Origin of the sequence: Streptococcus sp. 3109, assembly GCF_013276905.1 — a bacterium.
Classification (GTDB): Bacteria; Bacillota; Bacilli; order Lactobacillales; family Streptococcaceae; genus Streptococcus.
In genome coordinates, this window is sequence record NZ_VMLY01000001.1 from 216,907 (window position 1) to 239,699 (window position 22,793).

General features: G+C 40.4%; 23 protein-coding genes and 1 pseudogene. 7 read left to right on the top strand and 17 right to left on the bottom strand.

From position 1 onward, the window contains the following. The first annotated feature begins 3 nt into the window (after window positions 1-3). Window positions 4-756 (top strand): ABC transporter permease, encoded by a 753-nt coding sequence (locus HT698_RS01235; protein WP_173218232.1) that lies wholly within the window; start codon window positions 4-6, stop codon window positions 754-756. 40 nt (window positions 757-796) lie between these two features. On the opposite strand, the gene HT698_RS01240 is transcribed toward HT698_RS01235, so the two are convergent. From HT698_RS01240 to HT698_RS01275, 8 genes are all read right to left on the bottom strand, one after another. Then, on the bottom strand, window positions 797-1,675 hold the full coding sequence (locus tag HT698_RS01240; protein ID WP_173218230.1) for a HAMP domain-containing sensor histidine kinase: 879 nt from the start codon (window positions 1,673-1,675) through the stop codon (window positions 797-799). Further along, complete coding sequence (locus HT698_RS01245) at window positions 1,672-2,373, bottom strand: response regulator transcription factor (protein WP_173218228.1); 702 nt, start codon at window positions 2,371-2,373, stop codon at window positions 1,672-1,674. Before HT698_RS01245 ends, HT698_RS01240 begins: the two co-directional genes overlap by 4 nt. 189 nt (window positions 2,374-2,562) lie before the next feature. Next, window positions 2,563-3,438, bottom strand: a complete 876-nt coding sequence (gene aguB / locus HT698_RS01250) for an N-carbamoylputrescine amidase (protein ID WP_173218226.1) — start codon at window positions 3,436-3,438, stop codon at window positions 2,563-2,565. Window positions 3,439-3,447: 9 nt separating this feature from the next. After that, window positions 3,448-4,533 (bottom strand): agmatine deiminase, encoded by a 1,086-nt coding sequence (aguA, locus tag HT698_RS01255; RefSeq protein WP_173218224.1) that lies wholly within the window; start codon window positions 4,531-4,533, stop codon window positions 3,448-3,450. Continuing rightward, complete coding sequence (gene nspC / locus HT698_RS01260; RefSeq protein WP_173218222.1) at window positions 4,530-5,657, bottom strand: carboxynorspermidine decarboxylase; 1,128 nt, start codon at window positions 5,655-5,657, stop codon at window positions 4,530-4,532. Before nspC ends, aguA begins: the two co-directional genes overlap by 4 nt. After that, a complete protein-coding gene (locus HT698_RS01265; protein WP_173218220.1) occupies window positions 5,657-6,916 on the bottom strand; it encodes a saccharopine dehydrogenase family protein in 1,260 nt (419 codons plus the stop codon). Before HT698_RS01265 ends, nspC begins: the two co-directional genes overlap by 1 nt. Next, window positions 6,913-7,773: a polyamine aminopropyltransferase gene (gene speE / locus HT698_RS01270; RefSeq protein WP_000366729.1), complete on the bottom strand. Its 861-nt coding sequence runs from the start codon at window positions 7,771-7,773 to the stop codon at window positions 6,913-6,915. The genes HT698_RS01265 and speE overlap by 4 nt, the downstream gene beginning before the upstream one ends. Then, on the bottom strand, window positions 7,774-9,234 hold the full coding sequence (locus HT698_RS01275; RefSeq protein ID WP_173218218.1) for an aminotransferase class I/II-fold pyridoxal phosphate-dependent enzyme: 1,461 nt from the start codon (window positions 9,232-9,234) through the stop codon (window positions 7,774-7,776). A 697-nt stretch (window positions 9,235-9,931) separates the two neighbouring features. On the opposite strand from HT698_RS01275, the gene HT698_RS01280 reads away from it, so the two are divergent. Then, window positions 9,932-10,627 (top strand): VIT family protein, encoded by a 696-nt coding sequence (locus HT698_RS01280; RefSeq protein WP_173218216.1) that lies wholly within the window; start codon window positions 9,932-9,934, stop codon window positions 10,625-10,627. Between the two features lie 239 nt (window positions 10,628-10,866). Here HT698_RS01280 and HT698_RS01285 read toward each other — a convergent pair whose 3' ends face one another. Then, on the bottom strand, window positions 10,867-12,855 hold the full coding sequence (locus HT698_RS01285) for an ABC transporter permease (protein ID WP_173217517.1): 1,989 nt from the start codon (window positions 12,853-12,855) through the stop codon (window positions 10,867-10,869). Window position 12,856: 1 nt separating this feature from the next. After that, window positions 12,857-13,615 carry an ABC transporter ATP-binding protein gene (locus HT698_RS01290; RefSeq protein WP_000173372.1) on the bottom strand — a complete coding sequence of 253 codons (759 nt, stop codon included), beginning with the start codon at window positions 13,613-13,615 and terminating at the stop codon, window positions 12,857-12,859. A 427-nt stretch (window positions 13,616-14,042) separates the two neighbouring features. Here HT698_RS01290 and HT698_RS01295 point away from each other — a divergent pair, with 427 nt between their 5' ends. Continuing rightward, the gene (locus HT698_RS01295; protein WP_173217519.1) at window positions 14,043-14,240 is read left to right on the top strand and encodes a hypothetical protein; all 198 of its coding nucleotides are present in this window, start codon (window positions 14,043-14,045) and stop codon (window positions 14,238-14,240) included. Window positions 14,241-14,377: 137 nt separating this feature from the next. Here HT698_RS01295 and HT698_RS01300 read toward each other — a convergent pair whose 3' ends face one another. The 3 genes from HT698_RS01300 to HT698_RS01310 are packed head-to-tail and all read right to left on the bottom strand — an operon-like array spanning window position 14,378 to window position 17,274. Next, on the bottom strand, window positions 14,378-14,650 hold the full coding sequence (locus HT698_RS01300) for a PspC domain-containing protein (protein ID WP_001085044.1): 273 nt from the start codon (window positions 14,648-14,650) through the stop codon (window positions 14,378-14,380). 58 nt (window positions 14,651-14,708) lie between these two features. Beyond that, complete coding sequence (locus HT698_RS01305; RefSeq protein ID WP_112443574.1) at window positions 14,709-15,158, bottom strand: SprT family protein; 450 nt, start codon at window positions 15,156-15,158, stop codon at window positions 14,709-14,711. Then, window positions 15,145-17,274: a Tex family protein gene (locus tag HT698_RS01310; RefSeq protein WP_112443573.1), complete on the bottom strand. Its 2,130-nt coding sequence runs from the start codon at window positions 17,272-17,274 to the stop codon at window positions 15,145-15,147. The genes HT698_RS01305 and HT698_RS01310 overlap by 14 nt, the downstream gene beginning before the upstream one ends. Window positions 17,275-17,564: 290 nt before the next feature. On the opposite strand from HT698_RS01310, the gene HT698_RS10455 reads away from it, so the two are divergent. Genes HT698_RS10455 through HT698_RS01320 form a run of 3 tightly spaced genes read left to right on the top strand, consistent with a single transcriptional unit; the run spans window position 17,565 to window position 19,414 of the window. Next, window positions 17,565-17,696 (top strand): SPJ_0845 family protein, encoded by a 132-nt coding sequence (locus HT698_RS10455; protein ID WP_000268685.1) that lies wholly within the window; start codon window positions 17,565-17,567, stop codon window positions 17,694-17,696. After that, entirely contained in the window at window positions 17,697-18,602 is a 906-nt protein-coding gene (locus tag HT698_RS01315) for a permease (RefSeq protein WP_173217521.1), read from the top strand. Further along, window positions 18,599-19,414, top strand: a complete 816-nt coding sequence (locus HT698_RS01320) for a TIGR03943 family protein (protein WP_173217523.1) — start codon at window positions 18,599-18,601, stop codon at window positions 19,412-19,414. Before HT698_RS01315 ends, HT698_RS01320 begins: the two co-directional genes overlap by 4 nt. A gap of 120 nt (window positions 19,415-19,534) precedes the next feature. On the opposite strand, the gene HT698_RS01325 is transcribed toward HT698_RS01320, so the two are convergent. The 4 genes from HT698_RS01325 to HT698_RS01335 all read right to left on the bottom strand — a co-directional run bounded on the left by HT698_RS01325 (window position 19,535) and on the right by HT698_RS01335 (window position 21,743). Beyond that, window positions 19,535-20,251: an alpha/beta hydrolase gene (locus HT698_RS01325; protein WP_173217525.1), complete on the bottom strand. Its 717-nt coding sequence runs from the start codon at window positions 20,249-20,251 to the stop codon at window positions 19,535-19,537. A 4-nt stretch (window positions 20,252-20,255) separates the two neighbouring features. Then, a complete protein-coding gene (locus tag HT698_RS01330) occupies window positions 20,256-20,567 on the bottom strand; it encodes a hypothetical protein (RefSeq protein WP_000420573.1) in 312 nt (103 codons plus the stop codon). Between the two features lie 114 nt (window positions 20,568-20,681). Then, complete coding sequence (locus HT698_RS10460; RefSeq protein ID WP_262081764.1) at window positions 20,682-20,810, bottom strand: hypothetical protein; 129 nt, start codon at window positions 20,808-20,810, stop codon at window positions 20,682-20,684. Between the two features lie 60 nt (window positions 20,811-20,870). Continuing rightward, entirely contained in the window at window positions 20,871-21,743 is an 873-nt protein-coding gene (locus tag HT698_RS01335) for a DUF4300 family protein (protein WP_173217527.1), read from the bottom strand. A gap of 479 nt (window positions 21,744-22,222) precedes the next feature. Between HT698_RS01335 and HT698_RS01340 the strand changes: the two are divergent. After that, a pseudogene (locus tag HT698_RS01340) lies at window positions 22,223-22,732 on the top strand (S24 family peptidase); the annotation flags it as partial. Window positions 22,733-22,793 lie beyond the last annotated feature (61 nt).

Genomic DNA, 22,793 nt, shown 5'->3' on the forward strand with positions numbered 1-22,793 from the left:
ATCATGATACATACCATTCAAGCAGACTTTTACCGTCTTTTCCGTTCCAAAGGATTCTGGATTACAGAGTTCATTCTCTTTGTACTCATGTTAATGGGGGCTGTTTTTGGGGCTACTGGCCATCTAATGGCAATCCAGACAGAAGAGCCAGACATTCCAACCCATGGTTGGGACGGTGTACAAGCCCTGATCAACGCATCTAGTCAAGGTTCAAACCTCGTTTTTCTCTGCATAGTTCTAGCCTGCCTCGTTCTTGGAGTTGATTTAATCGGCAAACTCTATAAAAATAATTTAACAGTGGGTGTCTCTCGTACCGAGTTTTTCCTTGCCAAAGCCTTTGTATTGACTTGTATTGCACTCTTGCAAGTTATCATCAGCCTTGTGATTGCCTTTATTCCAGCAACTATCTTAAATGGATTTGGCACTATGCCTGATGGCTTTATTGGCAATCTACTGATAACCATTTCCCTTCAATTCCTTTGCCTCCTTGCTTGGCTTTCCATTGTTTCCTTCATCCTCTATGTTAGTCATTCTTATCTTGCAGTATTTATTGGATATTTGGTCAGCTCTATCTTACTTTCTATGCCAATGCTCATTTTTCCAAGTATCAAAATTTTGCCATATTTATCATTGCAATTTACTTATGCTATGACTGCTAATAGTGAGTCAATTCTCTACACATTTATAGGTAGCTTAGCTGTTATTGTAATCTTTAATATAAGTGGATTGATAGTTTTCAAAAAGAAAAGTCTATAAAAAAAGACCTCCTCTAGCCTACAGAGGAGGTTCCTTTTCGTTAAAAGTAAATACAAACCGATAACCACTGTCCATCTGTGCTTAGTTTCATCTCTGCACCGAGAAGATGACATAATTCCTCAGTGATATAAAGGCCTAAACCAGAGGATTCTTCCGTATCAGATAGATTTTCAGAATAAAAACGGTTGCTGAGATTTTCTATTTTTTTGATGGGCTGTTTGACAAGGTTTGCAATCTCTAAGACAAGCTGTCCCTTTTCCTTTCTCAAAGATAGACGCGCTTCTTCCTTGCCATGTTTGAGGACATTTCCAAGCAGATTTTGTAAAATTCGATCCAGCAAGTCTTCATCAGTTCTCATTTTTAAATCATCTTCAACCTTAAAATCAAGCGTGATATTCGCCGCTTGAAAAACATCATAATAAGCCAGAGTCTTTTTGGTGATAAAAGTTGAAAAATCCACTTCTTCCAGTTTCGGTTTGACAGCCCCTTCCATCAAACGACGATATTCTAGGAGTGCCTCCAAACGTTTGGAAACTAAATCAAGATGATTGGCAATTTTTTGTAGGGTTTCTGCTTGGTTTTCAGGAGACTTTATCAATTGTTGCGTGTAGCCTGAAGCGATAGTCAAAGGCGTCCGAATATCATGGGCGATATTGCTGATGGCCATATCCAGAGTCTGTTTTTCCCTTTTCATAACCAATCGAGATTGTTCCACTTCCTGAAATAGATTATCAATCTGCTGGTAGAGATGTAAAAAATGTTTGGAAAAAATGCTGACTCCGACTCTTTTCATACTACCTGTGAGAATCTTGTCTTCAATCTGTTGACTCAAGTTTTTAAGTGCTAGATGGTAGCGAATCAATGCAATCGATAAAATAATTAGGAGTACTAGTAGGACAAAAATTATCATGTAGGTCATTGCTTGTCTCCTTTTAATCTTACCCCAACGCCCCAGATGGTTTCAATATATTCTTGATTTGGGTCAAGCTGGTTTAATTTTTTACGAAGATTACTCAAATGCGTATTGAGGGTATTATCTCCAGGTAGGTAGCTCTCCTCCCAGACCAATTCATACAGTTCTTCCTTGGTGAAAATTTTCTTAGGATGTTTAAGGAGAGTTTGGAGAATCAAGCATTCTTTCTTGGCAAGGCGAATCGTTTCCTGGTTATTTTTGATTTCAAAACTTTCTGCATCAAACTGGATATTTTTCAAGTTTTGTGGCAGATTTTCAGTTTTTACTATTTCCACAGGCTGTTTTTCTGCACTTTGGCGTAACTGAACAGTAACTCTAGCAAAGACTTCATCCAAATCAAAAGGTTTCACTATGTAATCATTGGCACCATCTAAGAGATATTGACTGATTAGCTTCTTATCGCTCAAAGCCGTTAGCATAATGACTGGAGTTTGACTTTGTTCCCTGATGGCTTTTAAAACCTGATCCCCATTTTTCCCAGGAAGCATGATATCTAGCAAAACGAGCTCAATCCCACCTTGGTCAAAACGCATGATTCCTTCTGTACCGGAAAAGGCTTGAATTACCTCATGCTCCTCAGTAAGAAGTGTTCGCAAAATCTCTTGAATGTCACTATTGTCTTCAATAACCAATATCCTAGCCATAAATACCAACCTTTCTGCAACTATTATAGCATGTTTTATTGATAAAGCTTAAATAGAAAAGCTCCTCGCATTAAAGCGCGAGAAAGCCTTAGAGGGTTAAAATGTAAAATTCACTTGCTAGATGACCTAGTATCTTATAGTTGCTAGTAAAAACGAGTCTAGCATAATAAATCTCTCATTTCTCCCCTACTAGTCCGTAATTCGTCGATACATTTCTGGTCTTCTATCTCGAAACAAGCCCCAGTTTAGGCGTTCGCCTGCTCCCTTGTCAAGATCATAAGTAGCTAACAGAACAGCTTCTCCTTGTCTTTCAGCTCGCTCTAGAATAGCTCCTGTTTCATCCGTCATAAAGGATGAACCGTAGAAGTCAAGACTGGAACTCTGTCCACCATTTTCCTCACTAGGAGTGACTTCCTCCAAACCATAACGATTGGCTGCAATAACTGGGACAATATTTGCTGCTGCGTGTCCTTGCATGGTACGTTGCCAATGACCACAACTGTCCGTATCTAGGATAGGCTCAGAGCCAATAGCAGTTGGATAAAAGAGCAATTCAGCACCATTCAATGCAAGACAACGGGCTGTTTCAGGGAACCATTGATCCCAACAGATACCGATCCCAATCTTAGCATAGCGAGTATCCCAGACCTTGAAACCTGTATTGCCAGGCGTGAAATAGAATTTTTCTTGATAGTAATGGTCATCTGGTATGTGGGTCTTTCGATAAACGCCCAGCACTTCTCCATCTGCATCAATGACGGCAATAGAGTTATACAAGACATTGCCATCTTTTTCATAGAAACTGATTGGTAAAACAACTTTTAGTTCCTTAGCAATCACCTTAAAATGCTGAATGGCTGTATTGTCTGTCACCGACTGGGCATGTTGGTAGTAGTCATACTGACGTTCCTGACAGAAATAGGGACGTTCAAACAATTCGGGTAAAAGGATAATTTGTGCACCTTGTTCTGCAGCCTGACGTACTAAACGCTCCGCTGTTTGAATATTTGTTGCCACATCCTTGGCACATTGCATCTGAATGGCTGCAACTCTTACATTTCTCATCTTTTTCTCCTATTCTGGGATTTGTTGGGTGATACAGTGGATATTGCCACCACCTAAAAGAATATCTCTGGCTGGTATTCCGACAACTTTACGGTCTGGGAAACACTTACTGAGGATATCTAAGGCCACTTGGTCATTGACATCCTCGAACTGTGGAACCAAGACTGCCTTGTTGGCGATATAAAAGTTTACGTAGGAAGCTGCTAGTCGTTCACCTGCGTATCGCTCTTCTTCTCCTTCTTCATAGATGTAGCCTGGCAGATCCTCTTCGGTTACAACTTGATGAAGAGCTGGAATTGGAAGTTTATGAATGGTAAACTTCCGTCCTTTTGCATCTGTCTCTTGCTCTAAGAGTTCGAGATCTGCTTTTGACATGGCATATTGAGGATCACTTTCGTCGTCCGTCCAAGACAAGACAAGTTCTGCAGGACCAACAAAGGCAGCAACATTGTCAACGTGTTCATTGGTTTCATCCTGATAAATACCATAAGGAAGCCAGATAACTTTTTCAGCACCAAGGCTCTCTAATAAGGTACTCTCGATTTCCTCTTTACTTAGATGAGGATTGCGTCCAGGGCTTAGAAGGCAACTTTCAGTCACAAGAATGGTTCCTTGACCATCGCTATGAATGGCTCCGCCTTCAAGGACGAAAGGCTTAGCATCGTAAACAGGCATTTCCAAGGCCTCAGCAAAACGACTGGCTACTTGGTCATCATCTTCATAATCTTGATAAAGACCATCATAGGTGCCACCCCAGGCATTAAAAGCCCAATCGACTGCCAACTTTTCTCTTTTATCATTGACAAGAATAGTTGGACCTGTATCACGCGCCCAGGCATCATTGGTAGGAATGTCTAAATAAACAGCGCTATCTCCAAGGTAGTCTTGGGCTTCAGCTAAGTAGTCTTGGTCCACCAAAAGATAGACTCTTTCTCCTTCTGCTATGGTTTTGATAATCTGACTAAATGCTCTTTTAGCAGCTTTTCCTTGAAAAGGCCATGAACCTGGTCGAGTCGGCCATATCATGAGGGTACCATGATGGGGTTCGTACTCTGCTGGCATGTGATAGCCTAATTTTTTTGGACTGTCCATCATGATAATCTCCCTTTAAAGTCTTGATAACCAAAAGATTTGACTAAGTTGCAGTCTCCCTGTTCGTCCATGAGATAGAGACTTGGCAATCCAATACCATTAAAGGTATTATTTTTGACAAAAGAATAAATAGCCATGTCTTCAAAATAAAGTCTATCACCGATTTGAACTGGATTTTCAAAGCTATAATCACCAATCACATCGCCTGTCAGACAGGTATTAGAAGAAAGTCTATAGGTATGGGCTTTTTCCTGTGCCTCAGAGCCATTTCTCAAAGGTGGACGATAGGGCATCTCAAGTACGTCAGGCATATGGCAGGTCGCGGAGGCGTCTAAAACCAAGATTTCCATACCGTTTTCGACAATATCTAATACCTCAGTTGCTAGATAACCTGCATTGAGCGCAATGGCTTCACCCGGCTCGATATAGATTTCAAGATTGTAAGTTTCTCGGATACGTTTGATTTCAGAAATCAGCAAATCCACATCGTAACCTTCTCTTGTGATGTGGTGTCCGCCCCCCATATTGAGCCACTTTACCTCATGTAAGTACGAACCAAATTGCGCTTCTACTGCTTTCAAAGTTGTTTGTAAATCATCTGCTCCCTGCTCGCAAAGGGTATGAAAATGAAGACCATCCACCAAATCTAGTAAATCACTAGGAATCTTGTCTAGAGTGACTCCAAAACGAGAGCCTGGTGCACAAGGGTCATAGAGCGCGTGATCACCCTGAGTTGAACACTGAGGATTGAGACGTAAACCTACACTGATACCAGCTTTCCGACAACGAGCCCCATGTTTACGCAACTGTCTCTCAGAGTTAAAAACGATATGGTCTGTTATCTCAAGCAATTCCTCCAAGTCTGCATCCTTGAAAGCTGGCGCAAAGACATGGACTTCCCCTTGAAATTCCTCTCTAGCTAGCTTAGCTTCATAGAGTCCACTAGCTGTCGTACCTGATAGATACTGGCTAATCAAGGGATAGGTTTTATAGAGGGAATAGGCCTTCTGGGCAAGCAAAACCTTGCAACCAGCTTCTTCTTGTACATATTGTAGAATGCGGCAGTTTGATTCTAACTTTGCCAAGTCAATGACGTAAGCTGGTGTTGGTACTTGTTCTAGCTTCATTAGTCCACCATTTGTGGATTTTCAACCACAACCCAAGGCAAACCGTACTCATTCAAAGCTTCCATAAATGGATCTGGATCCAATTCTTCAAGGTTATACACTCCAGCTTGTTTCCAAGTACCGTTCATAACCAATTTTGTCCCAATCATGGCTGGAACGCCTGTCGTGTAAGAAATAGCTTGTGAACCAACTTCTGTGTAACATTCCTGATGGTCGCAGACATTGTAGATGTAGATGGTCTTTTCAACGCCATCTTTTACACCTGTAAAGATACATCCAATATTGGTTTTTCCGACTGTACGTGGACCAAGGCTTGCAGGATCTGGAAGTAGCGCTTTTAAAAATTGGATTGGAACAATTTCTTGACCGTTAAAGTTAATGGTATCCGTACGAAGGAGCCCAACATTTTCAAGACATTTCATGTGCGTCAAGTATGATTGACCAAAAGTCATAAAGAAACGAATGCGTTTGACTCCAGGAATGTTTTTGGCCAATGATTCAATTTCTTCATGGTGAAGGAGATACATGTCTTTTTGTCCAACTTGAGGGAAATCGTACTCACGCTTGATAGACATAGCTTCGACTTCAACCCATTTTCCATCTTCCCAGTAAGAACCTGGCGCAGAAACCTCGCGTAGATTGATTTCTGGGTTGAAGTTGGTCGCAAATGGATAACCGTGGTCACCACCATTACAGTCTAAAATGTCGATATAGTGGATTTCATCAAAATAATGTTTGAGAGCATAGGCAGAAAAGACACTAGTCACACCTGGGTCAAAGCCAGATCCAAGCAGAGCAGTCAAACCTGCTTCTTTGAATTTTTCCTGATAAGCCCATTGCCATGAGTAGTCAAAGTAGGCGGTAAAACCAAGTTCTTTGCAACGTTTTTCGTAGATAGCACGCCACTCAGGGTCTTCTGTGTCTTCTGCTTCATAGTTAGCCGTATCGATATAGTGAACACCTGTTTCCAAACAAGCATCCATAATGGTTAAATCTTGATATGGTAAAGCTACGTTCAAAACAGCTTCTGGTTTGTAGCTTTCAATCAGGGCAATCACTTCTTGAACCTTGTCAGCATCAAGAGCAGCTGTCTCAATCTTTGTACTTGTTTTGCCTTCCAATTTAGCTTTCAAGTCATCACATTTTGACTTGGTACGGCTAGCAATCATAATTTCTGTAAAGGTTTTGCTATCTTGACAAATCTTTGAAATAGCAACTTGGGCAACGCCCCCACATCCAATAACTAATAAACGACTCATTTTTTTCCTTCCTCTTCTTCTAAAATGTCCTCAACATACTTGGGTAACATAAAGGCTCCCACGTGTAAGTTTGCAGTGTAGTATTCTGTGAAAAGCTGGCGTTTTTTCCAGCCTTCCTTGTCAAAATCTTTAACAGGGTGGTATTTTTTCGATGCAAATCCAAACAACCAATAACCAGCAGGGCTGGTTGGGATATGGGCCTGATAGACCCGACTGATTGGAAAGGCTTGATTGACCTTGCGGTGCATGCTTCGACAAGCTGACTCATCCTCGTCAAAGAAGGGACTCCCATGCTGGTAAATCATGATGCCGTCTTCTTTCAAGGCTCTGTAACTGTTACCGTAAAATTCCTTGGTAAAGAGCCCTTCCGTATGTCCAAATGGATCTGTCGCATCGTTGATGATAATATCGTAGTCATCTTCGCAGTTTCGCAAAAAGCGTAGCCCATTTTGATAGTAAATGGTAACACGAGGGTCATCAAGTCCCGAAGCAAAGTCTGGGAAATACTCACGACAGACCTCAACCAACATCTCATCTGGTTCCACAATATCGATTTGCTCCAGTTCAGGATAGAGGGTTAATACTTGGGCAACACCACCGTCACCACCCCCAATAACCAAGACTTTCTTGGGATTTGGGTGGACAGCCATGGGAACATGAACGGTCATTTCATTGTAGACAAAATCATCCGCATCTGAGAACAAGACGTGCCCATTTAAAATTAGTATTTTCCCAAAAGCTGGTGTATCCAAGACTTCGATATCCTGCCATTCACTTTTACCAGCGTAGAGTTGCTTGGCTGTTCTCAGGGACAATTTCACATCTGGAGTATGAACTTCAGAAAACCATAAATCCATCTAGTTCTCCTTTCTCTTAATGACGTTGATGTGATTGACCTCTGGATCTTCCGTCCCTTGGAGGGAGCAACCACGTTCCTTGGCAAATTGGATATAGTCGACAATTTCTCGTGTAATGCGTTCTCCAGGAGCCAAGACAGGAATACCTGGAGGATAGCACATGACAAATTCCCCACAGACCTGTCCAACAGATTCGTCTAAAGACAAACTTTTTCTCTCTGAATAGAAGGCTTCCTGAGGAGAAAGGACCAACTCGGGCTGGATATATTCTCCAGCTATCAAGTCCTTCCCATCTCGTGAATAGAGTCTCTTGATATCAGCCAAAGCACCGACCAAGCGCTCGATGTCTTGGATACGGTCACCAATCGAAATATAGGCCAAGATATTGCCAATATCACCAAACTCAATCTGAATGTCGTATTCGTCTCGCAAGAGGTCGTAAACCTCGATACCTGTTAAGCCAATACCCTGAGTGTAAACTGACAACTTGGTCACGTCAAAATCGCAAACGGACACTCCGTCTATTAACTCTTTTGAGTAGGCATAGTAGCCACCTATGGCATTGATTTCACGACGAGCGTACTCGGATAGCTCGATGACCTTCTCAAAAGACTCTTTACCACGAAGGGCTAAATTCCTACGTGAAATATCCAAACTAGCCATCAACAAGTAAGAGGCGGATGTTGACTGGGTCAGATTGATAATCTGACGTACGTACTCGGGATTCATCTGCTCCCCGATTAAAAGAAGCGAACTTTGTGTCAAACTCCCACCAGACTTATGCATAGAAACTGCTGCCATATCAGCACCTGCATCCATAGCAGAAATTGGAAGTTTATCAGTGAAATGCAAATGCGCTCCGTGGGCTTCATCTACTAAAACCATCATGCCAGCTTCATGAGCCATTTCTGTCAAACCCTTTAGGTCTGAACAGATTCCGTAGTAAGTGGGATTGTTAATCAAAATGGCCTTGGCATCTGGATGGTCCTTTATGGCCTGGGCTACTCGGTCATTTTCAAGACCTAAAGCGATACCAATCTTAGGATCTACACTCATCTCGATATAGATGGGAATGGCACCACATAGAACCAGCGCATTGATGGCAGATTTATGGACATTTCGTGGCAGAATAATCTTATCTCCAGCCTTGCAGGTTGACAGAATCATAGTCTGCACCGATGAAGTTGTTCCACCAATCATGAGAAAGGCATGGTTAGCTCCAAAAGCATCCGCCGCTAGCTCCTCTGCATCCCGAATAATCGAAATAGGGTGACCAAGATTATCCAAGGGTTTCATCGAATTGACATCAATGCCAACACATTTTTCACCTAACAGTTCGACAAGTTCTGGATTTCCCCGTCCGCGCTTGTGACCTGGAACATCAAAGGGAACAATCCTTTTCTTGCGTAACTTCACCAAGGCCTCATAAATTGGGGCTTGGTTTTGATCTAACTCTTTCAAGACATACTCCTTTCCATATTTTTAGTACCTTATGAAAACTAAGGAACTAAAGGTTGACTCATGAAAAAAGAGCAGGATTTCACCTGCTCTGCAATCTTCTGACGTTTTTATGTTTGTTTCTGTTGAGTATGTCTGTTCCCGATGTTTCCTAACTCTCTAGTAGCAAATATTACGTACTTTATTGATCGTTTCACAAGATGACGTGTGCTTTCACCACACTAAAAATTTATGAATTAGGACAAGTGTCCTAACATCAACTTATAAAAGTAGGCTTTTAACCCTATCAATAATGTGGTTTTTCAACCACGCTTCGGCATTCAACCCTGCCTGTCCGTAGGCATTTTTTACTCGGGTTTATATTTGCTAGAAAACATCATCTCATTTTCTAAGCTCCATTACTATATCATGTTTTTAAGAACTTGTAAAGCCTTTTACGAAAAAAATATAAAAAAGTTCGCAAAATATTTGGATTTTATTTGATTTAATACTCATTATTCTCTTGTAAACGATTATAAAGTGAACAAAATGTTTATCGTATTTAATTTAAAAATTCTATACTCTTTACCTTCGGTGTTTGATCTATTAGAGAAGATGTCGACATTTTTATATCATTAAAATCGTGCAACTTTTTTCAGATACTTTTAAAAGATTGATTTCATTACCTCTTTCCTTTATACTGGATAAAAAGGAGATTAGTATGTCAGAAACAAATCACGAAATCGATTCAAATTTTGCAGGTCGTTTAAATATCCTGCGTGCTGGTGTTCTTGGTGCCAATGATGGAATTATTTCCATCGCTGGTGTGGTTATCGGGGTTGCCAGTGCTACCAGCAATATCTGGATTATTTTTTTATCAGGTTTTGCAGCTATCTTAGCTGGTGCCTTTTCAATGGCTGGTGGAGAATATGTATCCGTTTCAACTCAAAAAGATACCGAGGAAGCAGCCGTTGCGCGTGAGCAGCTCTTGCTAGACCAAGATATGGAACTAGCCAAAAAATCCCTCTATGCTGCCTATATTCAAAATGGCGAGTGTGAAACATCAGCCCAACTTCTCACCAACAAAGCCTTTTTAAATAATCCACTCAAGGCTTTGGTAGAGGAAAAATATGGGATTGAGTATGAAGAATTTACCAATCCTTGGCACGCTGCCATTTCTAGCTTTATTTCCTTTTTCCTTGGTAGCTTACCACCAATGCTTTCAATTACCATTTTCCCAAGTGAATACCGCATCCCTGTTACTGTCCTTATCGTCGGTGTGGCCCTTCTTCTCACTGGTTACACTAGTGCCAAACTTGGAAAAGCCCCAACCAAAACAGCTATGATTCGGAACCTAGCTATTGGCCTCTTGACCATGGGAGTTACCTTCCTGCTCGGACAACTTTTCAGCATTTAATACTCTTCGAAAATCTCTTCAAACTACGTCAGCTTCGCCTTGCCGTATGTATGATTACTGACTTCGTCAGTTCTATCTGCAACCTCAAAACAGTGTTTTGAGCTGACTTCGTCAGTCTTATCTACAACCTCAAAACAGTGTTTTGAGCAACCTGCGGCTAGCTTCCTAGTTTGCTTTTTGATTTTCATTGAGTATAAAATACAAGAAATACCTCGATTTTGAAGTCGAGGTATCTTTTTTTACATTTGCACAATCTTGCGATAGCTTCTTGAAGTAATCATGAAAATCAAGACATAGGCGATGAGGAAGATAGCGCAGATAGACAAGGTCACAATCAACATCATAGTCGTATCTATTACACCAATCACTTTTAAAATCAGACTAAGCATATGGTAGGCAAAGGCTAGATGTATGAAGGCAAAAAGCAAAGGAAGGAAGAAAACAGTTAAAACCTGTTTGTTAATAGTTTGCTTGATTTGCTTTTGATCTAAACCGACTTTCTGCAAGATAATAAAGCGCTCACGGTCTTCATAGCCTTCAGAAATTTGCTTGTAGTAGATGACCAGAACAGTTCCGACCATAAAGATAATGGATAGGAAAATACCGATAAAGAAGACACCACCAAAGAGGGCACTCATCTGAGCACTAGCATCTGATAAATTACTACCATAAACATAGCTACCTTCCGTGTTTAATTGAGTATTAAATTGATCGAGGTATTTATCATACTCGTCAGCGACCTTGAGTTGTTCTTCTTCGCTGGCATTTACATTCATGCCACCGTAAAACTGATTATATATAGCCGAATCTGGGAATTGATCCAAAAAGGCTTGTAAATCAGGTACAACAAGGTAATTGTAATCAGCAGTCAAAATATTAAACTGATTTGGAACATGGTTGACAATAAAATCTTTAGTAAATTCTTCTTTTACAGAAAATTGATGATCATTCAGAATTAGAGTTTTTTGTTCTTTAACTCCCTCGTTCTTTGCAAAGAGTCCGACCTCATTTCCTGATAGAGACAGTTTTTGACCAGTCATATTTTCATAATCTTTTTGGTCAAATACCATAAAAACTGTTGTGGGTTGGACACGATTTTGTCCTTTTTCAAAAAGTGTTAACTTATTTCCTTCTTGGTTTGCAACACCAAAGTAAGTATAACGAATTACTTCTTTCTCTTTAATCTTATAACCTTTATCACTTGCAAACTGGCTCAAGAGTTTGTCCAAATCTTCTTTTTCAACATTTTGTCCTGAAACCCCAAAATCATGAGGATTTAGAACTTTTTTAAAGGATTCTGCGGAATTGAAAATGCTTGTCGCTGCTGACATGGTTACTAAAACCATTGTTGACAAAATAGCGATAGTTGCTAGTCCAACTGCATTTTTCTTCATACGGAAAATCAAGTTGGAAACAGATATGAGGTTATTAGGTTGGTAATAGTATTTCTTGTTTTTCTTTAAGATTTGAAGGAAAACGGTAATACCTGCATTGAACAAGAGATAAGTACCAAAGATAACCAGCAAAACAGCTATGAAGAAGGTTGTTAAGGCTGTAAGAGGATCTTTTACCGTAAGGGCAAGATAATAGCCAATCCCTAAACTAATCGAACCAAGAATCGTTTGGAGAGGTAGGAAACGACCTTTTTTCTCTCCGCTTGCTTTCTCACGCGAGAGCTGGAGGGCATTCATACGGGCGATTCGAAGGGCATTCAGGAACATGAGGCCTAGGAAAATCAAACCAAAGACAACAAGTACTGTAATGACAACTTTCATCTGGAAGGTAGCGACCAGCTCAACCTTCAATTTCATCAGTTTGAGCAAGAAAGCGAAAATTAACTTGTCAAACAAGGCTCCAATACCGATACCTGATCCAACAGTTAGAATCCCAAACACCACTAACTCCTTAAAGGTCATACTGATCAGGTGACGTTTCTCCAAGCCCAACATGCCATAAATTCCCAGTTCCTTGGAACGGTTCTTCATAACAAAACTATTGGCATAGAGGACGATAATGGCTGACGCAAGGGTGACGACAAACATACCAAATCCTAGAGTAGCTTGAATGGTGTTTCCTCCACGGATTTCAGCAATCTTGGGATTGAAAGTTAGAGAGTAAAAGAGATAGGTGACAGTGACTGCCAAAAGAACAGCCAGCGCAAAAGGATAGTAGAGTTTGCGGTTTTTAATCAAGTTCGATACCGCTAACTTATTGGTTAATCGAAACATACTAATTCACCTCGCTTGCCATGACAGTCAAGGTATCAGAGATCTCTTGGAACATCTGACGTTCTGTCTTCTCTCCACGGTAGATTTGATTATAAAGAATTCCGTCCTTGATAAAGAGTACACGTTTAGCTCTGCTAGCTGCTGCTGTTGAGTGGGTTACCATGAGAATGGTTTGGCCACGCTCATTGATTTCATCAAAGACATCAAGTAAGGCTGCAGAGGACTTGGAATCAAGGGCACCTGTTGGCTCATCCGCAAGGAGAATTTCAGGTTCAGTGATGATGGCGCGTGCTACTGCTACACGCTGTTTCTGGCCACCAGAAATCTCGTAAGGGTACTTCTCTTGCAATTGGTTTATTCCCAGATTCTCAGCTGTCACCACCAATTTCTTCATCATCTCTGTAATAGGTCTTCTTGACAAGACAAGGGGAAGCAAGATATTATCTTTTACAGAGAGAGTATCTAACAAATTAAAGTCTTGGAAGACAAATCCTAGCTTTTCACGACGGAAGCTAGAAGCCTGTGAATTTTTAATGGTTGCGGTATCCGTTCCATTTAAGTAAACCTGCCCACGAGTTGGTTTATCCAGCATAGCTAGAATATTGAGAAGAGTTGATTTACCAGAACCAGACTCACCCATGATGGCAACGTAGTCACCTTTTTCAACGGTAAAGTGAATATCCTTGAGGGCTTCTACTTGGTTGCCCTGAAAACGAGTTTTGTAAATTTTTTGAACGTGTTTTACATCTAAAAGTGTCATGAGAATCTCCTTTCTTAATATCCCATCAAATGAAATGTTGCTTGCATCATAGCGCATCCCAGCTGAACACGCTCGATATCTTTGTGGCTTGATTTTCTTTTTTTCTTCTGTAAGATTTGTTTCATGATGTTACTCCTTTGTTCTTTATGAGTCTAGTTTACATCAAAAAAAGACCGCTTGCCATAACCTAACCTTACAAAAGAGACTTTAATCTTACATTTTTGTAAGATTGGGGGAAATGTAGGCAAAATTACTTATAAAATGATTTGATTTTCTATTTTTAAAATTGTAAAATATAAGTGTGAAAAGGCTTACTTTGGAAAGGAGGAAGCGGGAACTAACATTTGAGTAAGCTTACCTAGATAACATACCATTAAATTGAACACTTGCAAGTTGTTCAACCTATAAGGAAAGAAGGTGCGCCTTAATGAAACACAAAGAACATATACTCATCGGACTTCTCTATCTCCTCTCTCCATTCATCGGTCAGCTCTTAGTTGAAAAGACACACTTTATCGGTACACAATCTACAGCTACTGCTTATGCTATTTGCTGGCTATCAGTTGTTATCAGTATCCATCATTTATCAAAAAATGTATTGTCTCAGCATGAAAAATCAGATTAGAAATCTAAGTTCAAAATAATATTTTTAGTTTACAGATGAGACTGGCGAAATATTATTAAAAGTAAAAAAGCTTTAAATCAAGCAGTTTAGACTATTGATTTAAAGCTTTTTGCTTATTCAAAATCTTTTGTTAAACCTCACCAAAACCAGCCTTCATTGTCGTCAATAGCTTGGGCTTCTTTGCGTTTGCGTGGACCTGTTCCATACATTTCTGCTTCGATTTCTTCCTTGGTTGGCATGATAGAAGCTAGGATGATATAGATAATCACGCCAAGTCCAAAGTTTGCGACTGTAAAAATAGCAAATAGAAAACGAACCAGGGTAACATCAAAGTTCCACTTGTCTGACAGACCTGCCAGAACTCCTGAAATCATGCGATTTCGTCTCATTTTATAAAATTTACTGTTCATGATATTTCCTCTTTCTGCTAGGTTAGACATAGTATATCACGGGTAGGCTCGGCTTTCATCAGTCCTCAGGCTGATTTATTAGTAGCAATTTACCTCGACAAAGTCCACAGCGATAGCGTTTGGTATCAATCCTACGCTTGCGCTGATACCTTTGTTGGCAGGATTGACAACGATAAAGCTTGAGTGGTTTAGAGTGGCTATTTGTCAAGGAGGGCACAAAGCGTAATCCATCCACTGCTTTCAAAAGGTCCTTAAAATCCCGATCCTTGTGTTGATAGCCCTTCCCTTGAAAATAGAGATGATAATGACAGAGTTCATGTCGAACAATTTTCCTAAAAACATCCAGACCCAGTTCCTGATAAACCTTTGGGTTGAAATCCAAATGCCCATCTTTGGGGAAAAATCGCCCACCTGTCGAACGTAGACGAGAATTCCACTGGACATGATGGATAAAAGGTCTGCCGAAGTCTTCTAGTGAAACCTGCTTGACGTAATCAGTCAGTTTCATTTGGAGCGAGGAGCGACAGATTGACTTTTTCACGTTCAGTATCGATTTTCTTGACCCAAACGGTCACCAAATCACCAACGGATACCACTTGGCTAGGATGTTTGATAAATTTACGACTCATATGTGAAATATGAATCAGGCCGTCCTCATGAATCCCAATGTCAACGAAGGCACCAAAGTCAACGACGTTACGCACCACACCTTCCAGCTTCTGTCCGACCACTAAGTCTTTGATATCTAGGACATCTTGGCGAAGTACAGGTGCATCAAAGGAATCACGGAAATCTCGACCTGGTTTGAGAAGATCTGCAATGATATCTTTAAGGGTTTCTGGACCAAGGTCTAGCTCTACCGCCATATCTTTGACTGAAAGCGACTTGAGTTTGCTTTGGGCTTCCTCGTTTAGGTCTTTAATATCTAAACGTTTAAAGAGTTCCTTAACAGCAGAATAGTTTTCTGGGTGAACTCCTGTATTATCAAGGATATTGCTACTTTCAGGGATACGAAGGAAACCAGCTGCCTGTTCAAAAGCCTTGGCCCCCAGACGCGGAACTTTCTTGATTTGAGCGCGTGAAGTGATTTTTCCTTCTTCCTCACGGTATTTGACAATATTTTCAGAAATGGTTTTATTGAGTCCAGCTACGTGTGAAAGAAGAGCTGGACTGGCCGTATTGACATTGACACCGACTTGGTTTACCACTGTATCGACAACAAAGTCCAGACTCTCAGATAGTTTCTTCTGACTGACATCATGCTGGTATTGACCGACACCGATTGACTTAGGATCGATTTTGACCAATTCAGCAAGGGGGTCCTGCAAACGACGGGCGATAGAAATAGCAGAGCGTTTTTCAACGGTCAAGTCTGGGAACTCCTGACGAGCAAGTTCGCTGGCAGAGTAGACCGAAGCACCACTTTCGTTTACGATGACATAACTAACCTCAGGAAAATCTTTCAGAACTTCCGCCACAAAGGCTTCACTTTCACGACTGGCCGTCCCATTTCCTATGGCAATAATTTCTACACTGTATTGACCAATCAAATCTGCCAGATCTTTCTTGGCTTCTTCGATTTGACGAGCTGACGCTGGTTTGACAGGATAAATGACCTGAGTTGTCAGCATTTTCCCTGTTGCATCCACGACAGCTAGCTTGGCACCTGTACGAAAGGCAGGGTCAAATCCTAGAACCACGCGCCCTTTCAATGGAGCAACCAAGAGGAGATTGCGCAGGTTGTCAGAAAAGAGTTGGATAGCTCCTTCTTCTGCTTTCTCAGTTAATTCTGTCCGAATGCGTCGCTCGATAGCAGGTAAGACTTTTTTCTTAACTGACTGTTGAACAACTTCATCTATATAGGCATTTTTTACCTTGAAACGAGCAGCAAAGAAGGCAAGAATGCGGTCCGTCGCATGTTCAAAACCAACCTTCAAGACACCTAGCTTCTCCCCACGATTGAGGGCCAAGGTACGATAACCCTGCATATTTCCAACCGTCTCTGAAAAATCATAATAAATCTGAAAAACCTGCTTTTCATCAAGACTTTCATCCTTGACTTGAGAAGTGAGTTTAGAGTGTCTCAGAACCTCCTGATAAGTCATGGAACGCAAGGTCACATCTTCCGATAAGGCTTCGACCAAGATATCAACTGCACCAGCCAAGGTTTCCTTACCAGTCGCAAATCCTTCACAGACAAACTTTTCAGCCTCTTTCTCTAAGTCAGCTACATTCTGCAAAATCAGGCGAGCAAGTGGGAAGAGTCCGGCTTCACGGGCAATAGTTGCCTTGGTTCGACGCTTTTCCTTGTATGGAAGATAGAGTTCTTCTACGTCTGCTAATTTTTCGGCTGCTAAGATAGCCTCTTCCAACTCCTTGGTCAGCTTGCCTTGTTCTTGAATTTTAGCCAAGACAGCTTCCTTACGGTCGTTGAGATTTGTCAGACTTTTATCCATGTCGATAATAGCCTTAATCGCCACCTCATCCAGACTACCAGTCATGTCCTTGCGATAACGCGCAATAAAGGGAATAGTCGCCCCTTCAGCTGTCAAACTTAGAACAGTATCAATTTGCTTTAGCGTCACTCCCAAATCCTGGGAGATTTTTTCATATTTTTTATCCATGAAACTATTATACCATAAGCTGGAAGGCTTTCTCCAATCCTTTTCATACTCAATGAAAATCAAAAAGCAAACTAGGAAGCTAGCCGCAGGCTGCTCAAAACACCGTTTTGAGGTTGTGGATAAGACTGACGAAGTCAGTTACCTATACCTATGATATATACGGCAAGACGAAGCTGACGTGGTTTGAAGAGATTTTCGAAGAGTATCAACTATCGAAAACAAATTAAAAAACTCCCTTTTCCTTAAAATAATAGTATAATAGAGGTAGAATTTAGAATCGAGGTACACCTATGGCTGTAAAATTTACAAAACGAGACGACTTGGACAAGATGTTTGAAGAGTTTGCTAAACTCCCTGATTTGAAACAAGTCACTTTCCCTGATGACAAAGAGAAAAAAGCCAAAGCAGAAAAGAAAAACTAGATGACTGCTTTCCAACAACTCCCATCTAGTGTGCTTCAAACTGGAGCCATTTTTCTCTCCATTATCATTGAAGCCCTTCCCTTCGTTCTGATAGGAAGCATTGTCTCTGGGCTGATTGAGGTTTATATCACACCTAACAAGGTTTATCATTTTCTCCCTCGAAATCGTTGGGGGAGAATCTTTTTTGGGACCTTTGTCGGTATACTTTTCCCTTCTTGTGAATGTGGAATCGTCCCCATTATCAATCGTTTTCTGGAAAAGAAAGTTCCCAGTTACACGGCTGTTCCCTTTCTCGTAACAGCACCTGTCATCAATCCCATTGTTCTTTTTGCGACCTATTCTGCCTTTGGTAATTCCTTCCACATCGCCCTGTTACGAGCTCTGGGTTCCATCGTTGTGGCTGTAATACTAGGAATTTTTCTGGGATTTTTCTGGCAAGAACCGATTCAGAAAGAAAATCGGTTGGCCTGTCATGAGCATGATTTTTCTCACTTAAGCCCTGCAAAAAAGGTTTTTCAGGTTTTTGTGCAAGCAATTGATGAATTTTTTGATACGGGACGTTATTTGGTATTCGGCTGTCTCTTTGCCTCTGTTATACAGGTCTATGTTCCGACACGGATTCTGACCTCTATCAGTGCGACCCCTCTTTTTGCCATCTTGCTCTTGATGCTTTTGGCCTTTCTTCTGTCGCTCTGTAGTGAGGCGGATGCCTTTATCGGTGCCTCTCTTCTCTCGAGTTTCGGTTTGGCACCAGTTCTGGCCTTTCTGGTGATTGGTCCAATGCTGGATATCAAAAATATTCTCATGATGAAAAATTACTTGAAAGCACGATTTATCAGTCACTTCATTACGATTGTAACTCTTGTCGTCTTAGTCTATTCTCTCTTGATTGGAGTCATCCTATGATTCGATTTTTAGTTTTAGCTGGCTATTTTGAACTGACCATTTATCTCCATCTGTCGGGCAAATTAAACCAGTACATCAACATGCACTATTCCTATCTGGCCTATATCTCCATGGTGCTTTCCTTTATTTTGGCAATTGTTCAACTGTATATCTGGATGAAGCAAGTCAAAACCCACAGTCATCTGAACAGCCGATTGGCGAAGATGACGAGTCTTGCTCTTCTGGCTATTCCACTTGTCATCGGCTTAACTTTCCCAACTGTTAGCTTGGATTCCCAGACCGTTTCAGCCAAAGGCTATCATTTCCCCCTATCGGAAGGAACGGATCTGGCCATTCAGACAAGTGAAGGGACGACAAGCCAATATTTGAAACCAGATACCAGTTCTTATTTCTCAAAAACAGCCTATGAAAAGGAGATGCGAACGACGGCGGATAAATACTTGTCCCAGGATAACATTCAGATTACCAACGAAAACTATATGGAAGTCATGGAGGCTATCTACGACTATCCAGATGAGTTTGAGGGCAAGACGGTCCAATTCACAGGCTTTGTCTATAATGACCCCAGTCATGCCAATAGTCAATTTCTGTTCCGCTTCGGCATTATTCACTGTATCGCAGATTCTGGTGTCTATGGATTACTGACCAAGGGAAATACCCGTCAATATGAAAATAATACTTGGATAACAGCCAAGGGAAAACTGGTCAATCACTACCATAAAGAACTCAAACAAAACCTTCCAACCTTGGAAATCGAAAGCTTTACCAAAGTCGATAAACCAGAAAATCCCTATGTTTATCGAGCTTTTTAAGAAAATCAAGATAAAAACGAACAAGTTCTCTTCTGAATAACAGAAAAAGAGCCTGTTCGTTTTTTGTTGAGTCTAGGTAGACTTTTATCCTATATTGATTATCACTATTCAATCACTATCTCAGAGAGAATGAGCGAGCCACTCATTAATTAGACTAGCCATTTCTTTAGGTGCTTGAGTATAAAGCTCATGGCTAACGTTTTCTAGAAAAATAATATCAAAATAATCTGGCAATTCTTTTAGGACTTCCTCTCTCCATGTAACTTCATTAGGATAGCGAGGACTGATAAACAAAGCATCTCCCACTTCTCTCTTAAAAGCTTGGATTTTTCTTCGTAGGCGGAGGATCGCTTCTATATTTTCATAATTTATAGCCAACTCATATCTATTATACTCAACATTCCAGTGATAGGACTGTCTTACAGCTTTCTCCATATTTTCTGACCAATGCTTTGCTTCGGATTTTTCTTTAGAAATAAGAAGATTTAAGTCCGAAACAACTTGAGATTCAATATAGTTTTTAGTTTCCTCTAACTCTGTATCTAAAGGTAAAATCTTATCTAAATCTAGATAGCCACCATCCAAAAGAATCAGTTTTTTCACTTCATGGAATTCCGATGAGAGATAACGAGCCAAATCCCCTCCAAGAGAATGGCCTATCAGACAGATAGATTCTTCCTCTACAATCTCATTTTTAAACCATGATTTCAATTCTATTTCATCTCGAAGATGCTTTTCATATGTATCTAGAAAATAAATCTGCGAATTTAGTTCTTGAAAAAAATCCTTGCTATGATAGACATTGCTTCCCAAACCGCCAATAAAAAATGTCTTCATTCAGTTACTTAATACTATGCTTATTCATCTTTTGTTCAAAGATAGTCGTGATAATTTGACGCAACTCTTCGCGTTCTTTTTCTGGAATTTCACCACTTGTTTGAGCTGCAGCGTAGAGTTCAGGGTGTTCAATTGAAATGCGTTTAATCGTACGTGTTGTAGCATGTTTTCTGACGAAAAATGGGATTCGCTTAATCAAGTCTTGTGGGACTAGTGCAAGAATCTTCTCAGCAGTTTCCTTGTCACTAATCTTAGACGTCGTCAGCCCATTCTTAATCATTTCCTGTTCTTTTTCTGTAAAATCTTTTAATTCCATCTGATTGATCCTCCTATTTTCTCTACCTTAAATTATATATCAATCTGGATAAAACTACAAATGGACTGTCTGGAAATAGGTGCAATACTAAAAAGAAGACGCTGTTTTTACTTCTTAATCTTCCTCCTCAGTCACTTCCCATACTTCTGATTGATAGCCTTCCCCATCAATATCGTATCTTTGGATATAACCAATAAATGTTTCATTTTTTCGTGGTTTTCGACTGTTAATTATCGTACTCACCCATATACCTATAAAGAATAAACATAAAATGCCTAATACTATATCCATGTTAGATTACCTCTAGATATTAACCCACTTATCATTATCCATGATAAAAGGCCGAGCCAGTCCCTCGCCTGTATAGTCCGCATACTTAGTGCCTAAATACTTGTAACAATCTTCCTTGCTGGCAAATTTAATCGCTTGGTAGGGCTCTTCGAAAGTCAATTTCTCTACAAATAAGAAACCGTCATCAGCAGGTACTAAGACTCCAACGTGGCCTACAAACAGATACTCGCCATCCAGATTGTCGTGCAAGACTACAGACAGCATTCGAGCTTTGTCGTTGAATTGAAATTGTGAGAAGAATGTTTCCATCTTTTCAGCGTGAACCTTGACATCTGTAGTTGCTTCAGTTGGAACTCTTGAAAATAGAATATCAAACTCTTCCTTATCTTGTGAATCAAAGACCTTTCCCTTATCAATCGCATCATTATCTAGGAAAAGCAATTGGTCATTCTTTTCAAGCTTGGGAATGGTGACTGAATTTTTCAAAAGACAATAACTATTGATACGGCAGTTGGTCCCAACGAAATCGCCCTTCTTTTGATTCCAAAGGTTACTAATTTTCTCAACATCGTATTCGGTGTGAGTAAAGGAAGTAAAATCTCCCGATAAGCCAGTTGACCCGACAATGGTATTGTAATCATTAACGAGATTAAAAAATGCATCAACACTATTTGGATCCAAATGGGCTGATAAGAGAGATTTGACCTCTTCTGTACTTACCTGATTGTTTAGGTTGGTGTATGAAGCTTTCCATGGCACTTTCGTTGAACTACTTTGCCTTTGACTCGTCTCATTCGAAATTGTAGCATCTTGTTGACAAGCAGCCAAGCCTAAAAACAAGGCAGAACAGATTCCTAATGTGGCTAATTTTCTTGATTTCTTCATCTTTTTCTCCTAAATGTCTTGGATTAAAGTTTCTTTAACTACTGCTTTACAGATATTGATTACTTTCTCATTTAATGTGTTCATCGTCTTTCCCTCCGATTTGTTTTTTTGTTATTTCCTTAAGCTTGATTCAATTATAGTAGGCGTTTCGTGCTCTGTCAACAAATTTTTTACGAAAACACAACAAAGTTTTCATTTTCGTGGATTTCGTGTTATGCTTTACTTACAAAAATAGAAAACGATTTCATCTGTGGATAAAGAAGAGATTGCGATTGTTACAGGCGAAAAATAAAACAATATAGACTAGTAATGGTTAGACTCAATAAGAATTGGGTACTAAGATAGGTATAAGTAAAAACACCATTGGAAATTATGAAAAAAGGGTTAGGTCTACTAAGAAAAATACTATATTTGACTTAGCTAAAGTATTCAGTAGCTTGATTGATGCCCTCTTTCCTCTAGTTCAAAAGGATTCTCCTAGCGATATCCAATCTATCTACAACCAACGGGCACCACCCAGACAAGGTAAATTCCTGACCTATGCCAAGAGGCAACTGTATGAGCAGAAAAACGAAGATAAACGAAGTATCGTAAAAATCATCAGACTGGACGACTACAGACAGACTACTTACTCTCGTGTTAGGTAGTTTATCTCTGCAGGTGGCCACTCGATGCAGGACGACGATTTAGATATGGAGTTTCTATTCTATGAGGATGAAATCCCAGACGACTACGACGCAATCGCTTATGTCGTCAGCAGATCCATGGAGCCAAATATAAGAAACGGCGACTACCTATTTATCAAGAATCCCCCACAGATTGACTATAATACCATCGGCATCTTCCAAGTAGACGGTGCTAACTATGTCAAGAAACTCCGCCAAGGCTACCTCAAAAAACTCAATCCCGAATACCCCGACATCCACCTAGACGAAAGCACCCATATTCGTACCATAGGGAAAGTTGTCAGGCTGTATAGGGAGAATTAAAAAAGGGGGAGAATGGCGATATAAAACAAACAGATTTTAAAAGATTCGAAAAAGTTCATTC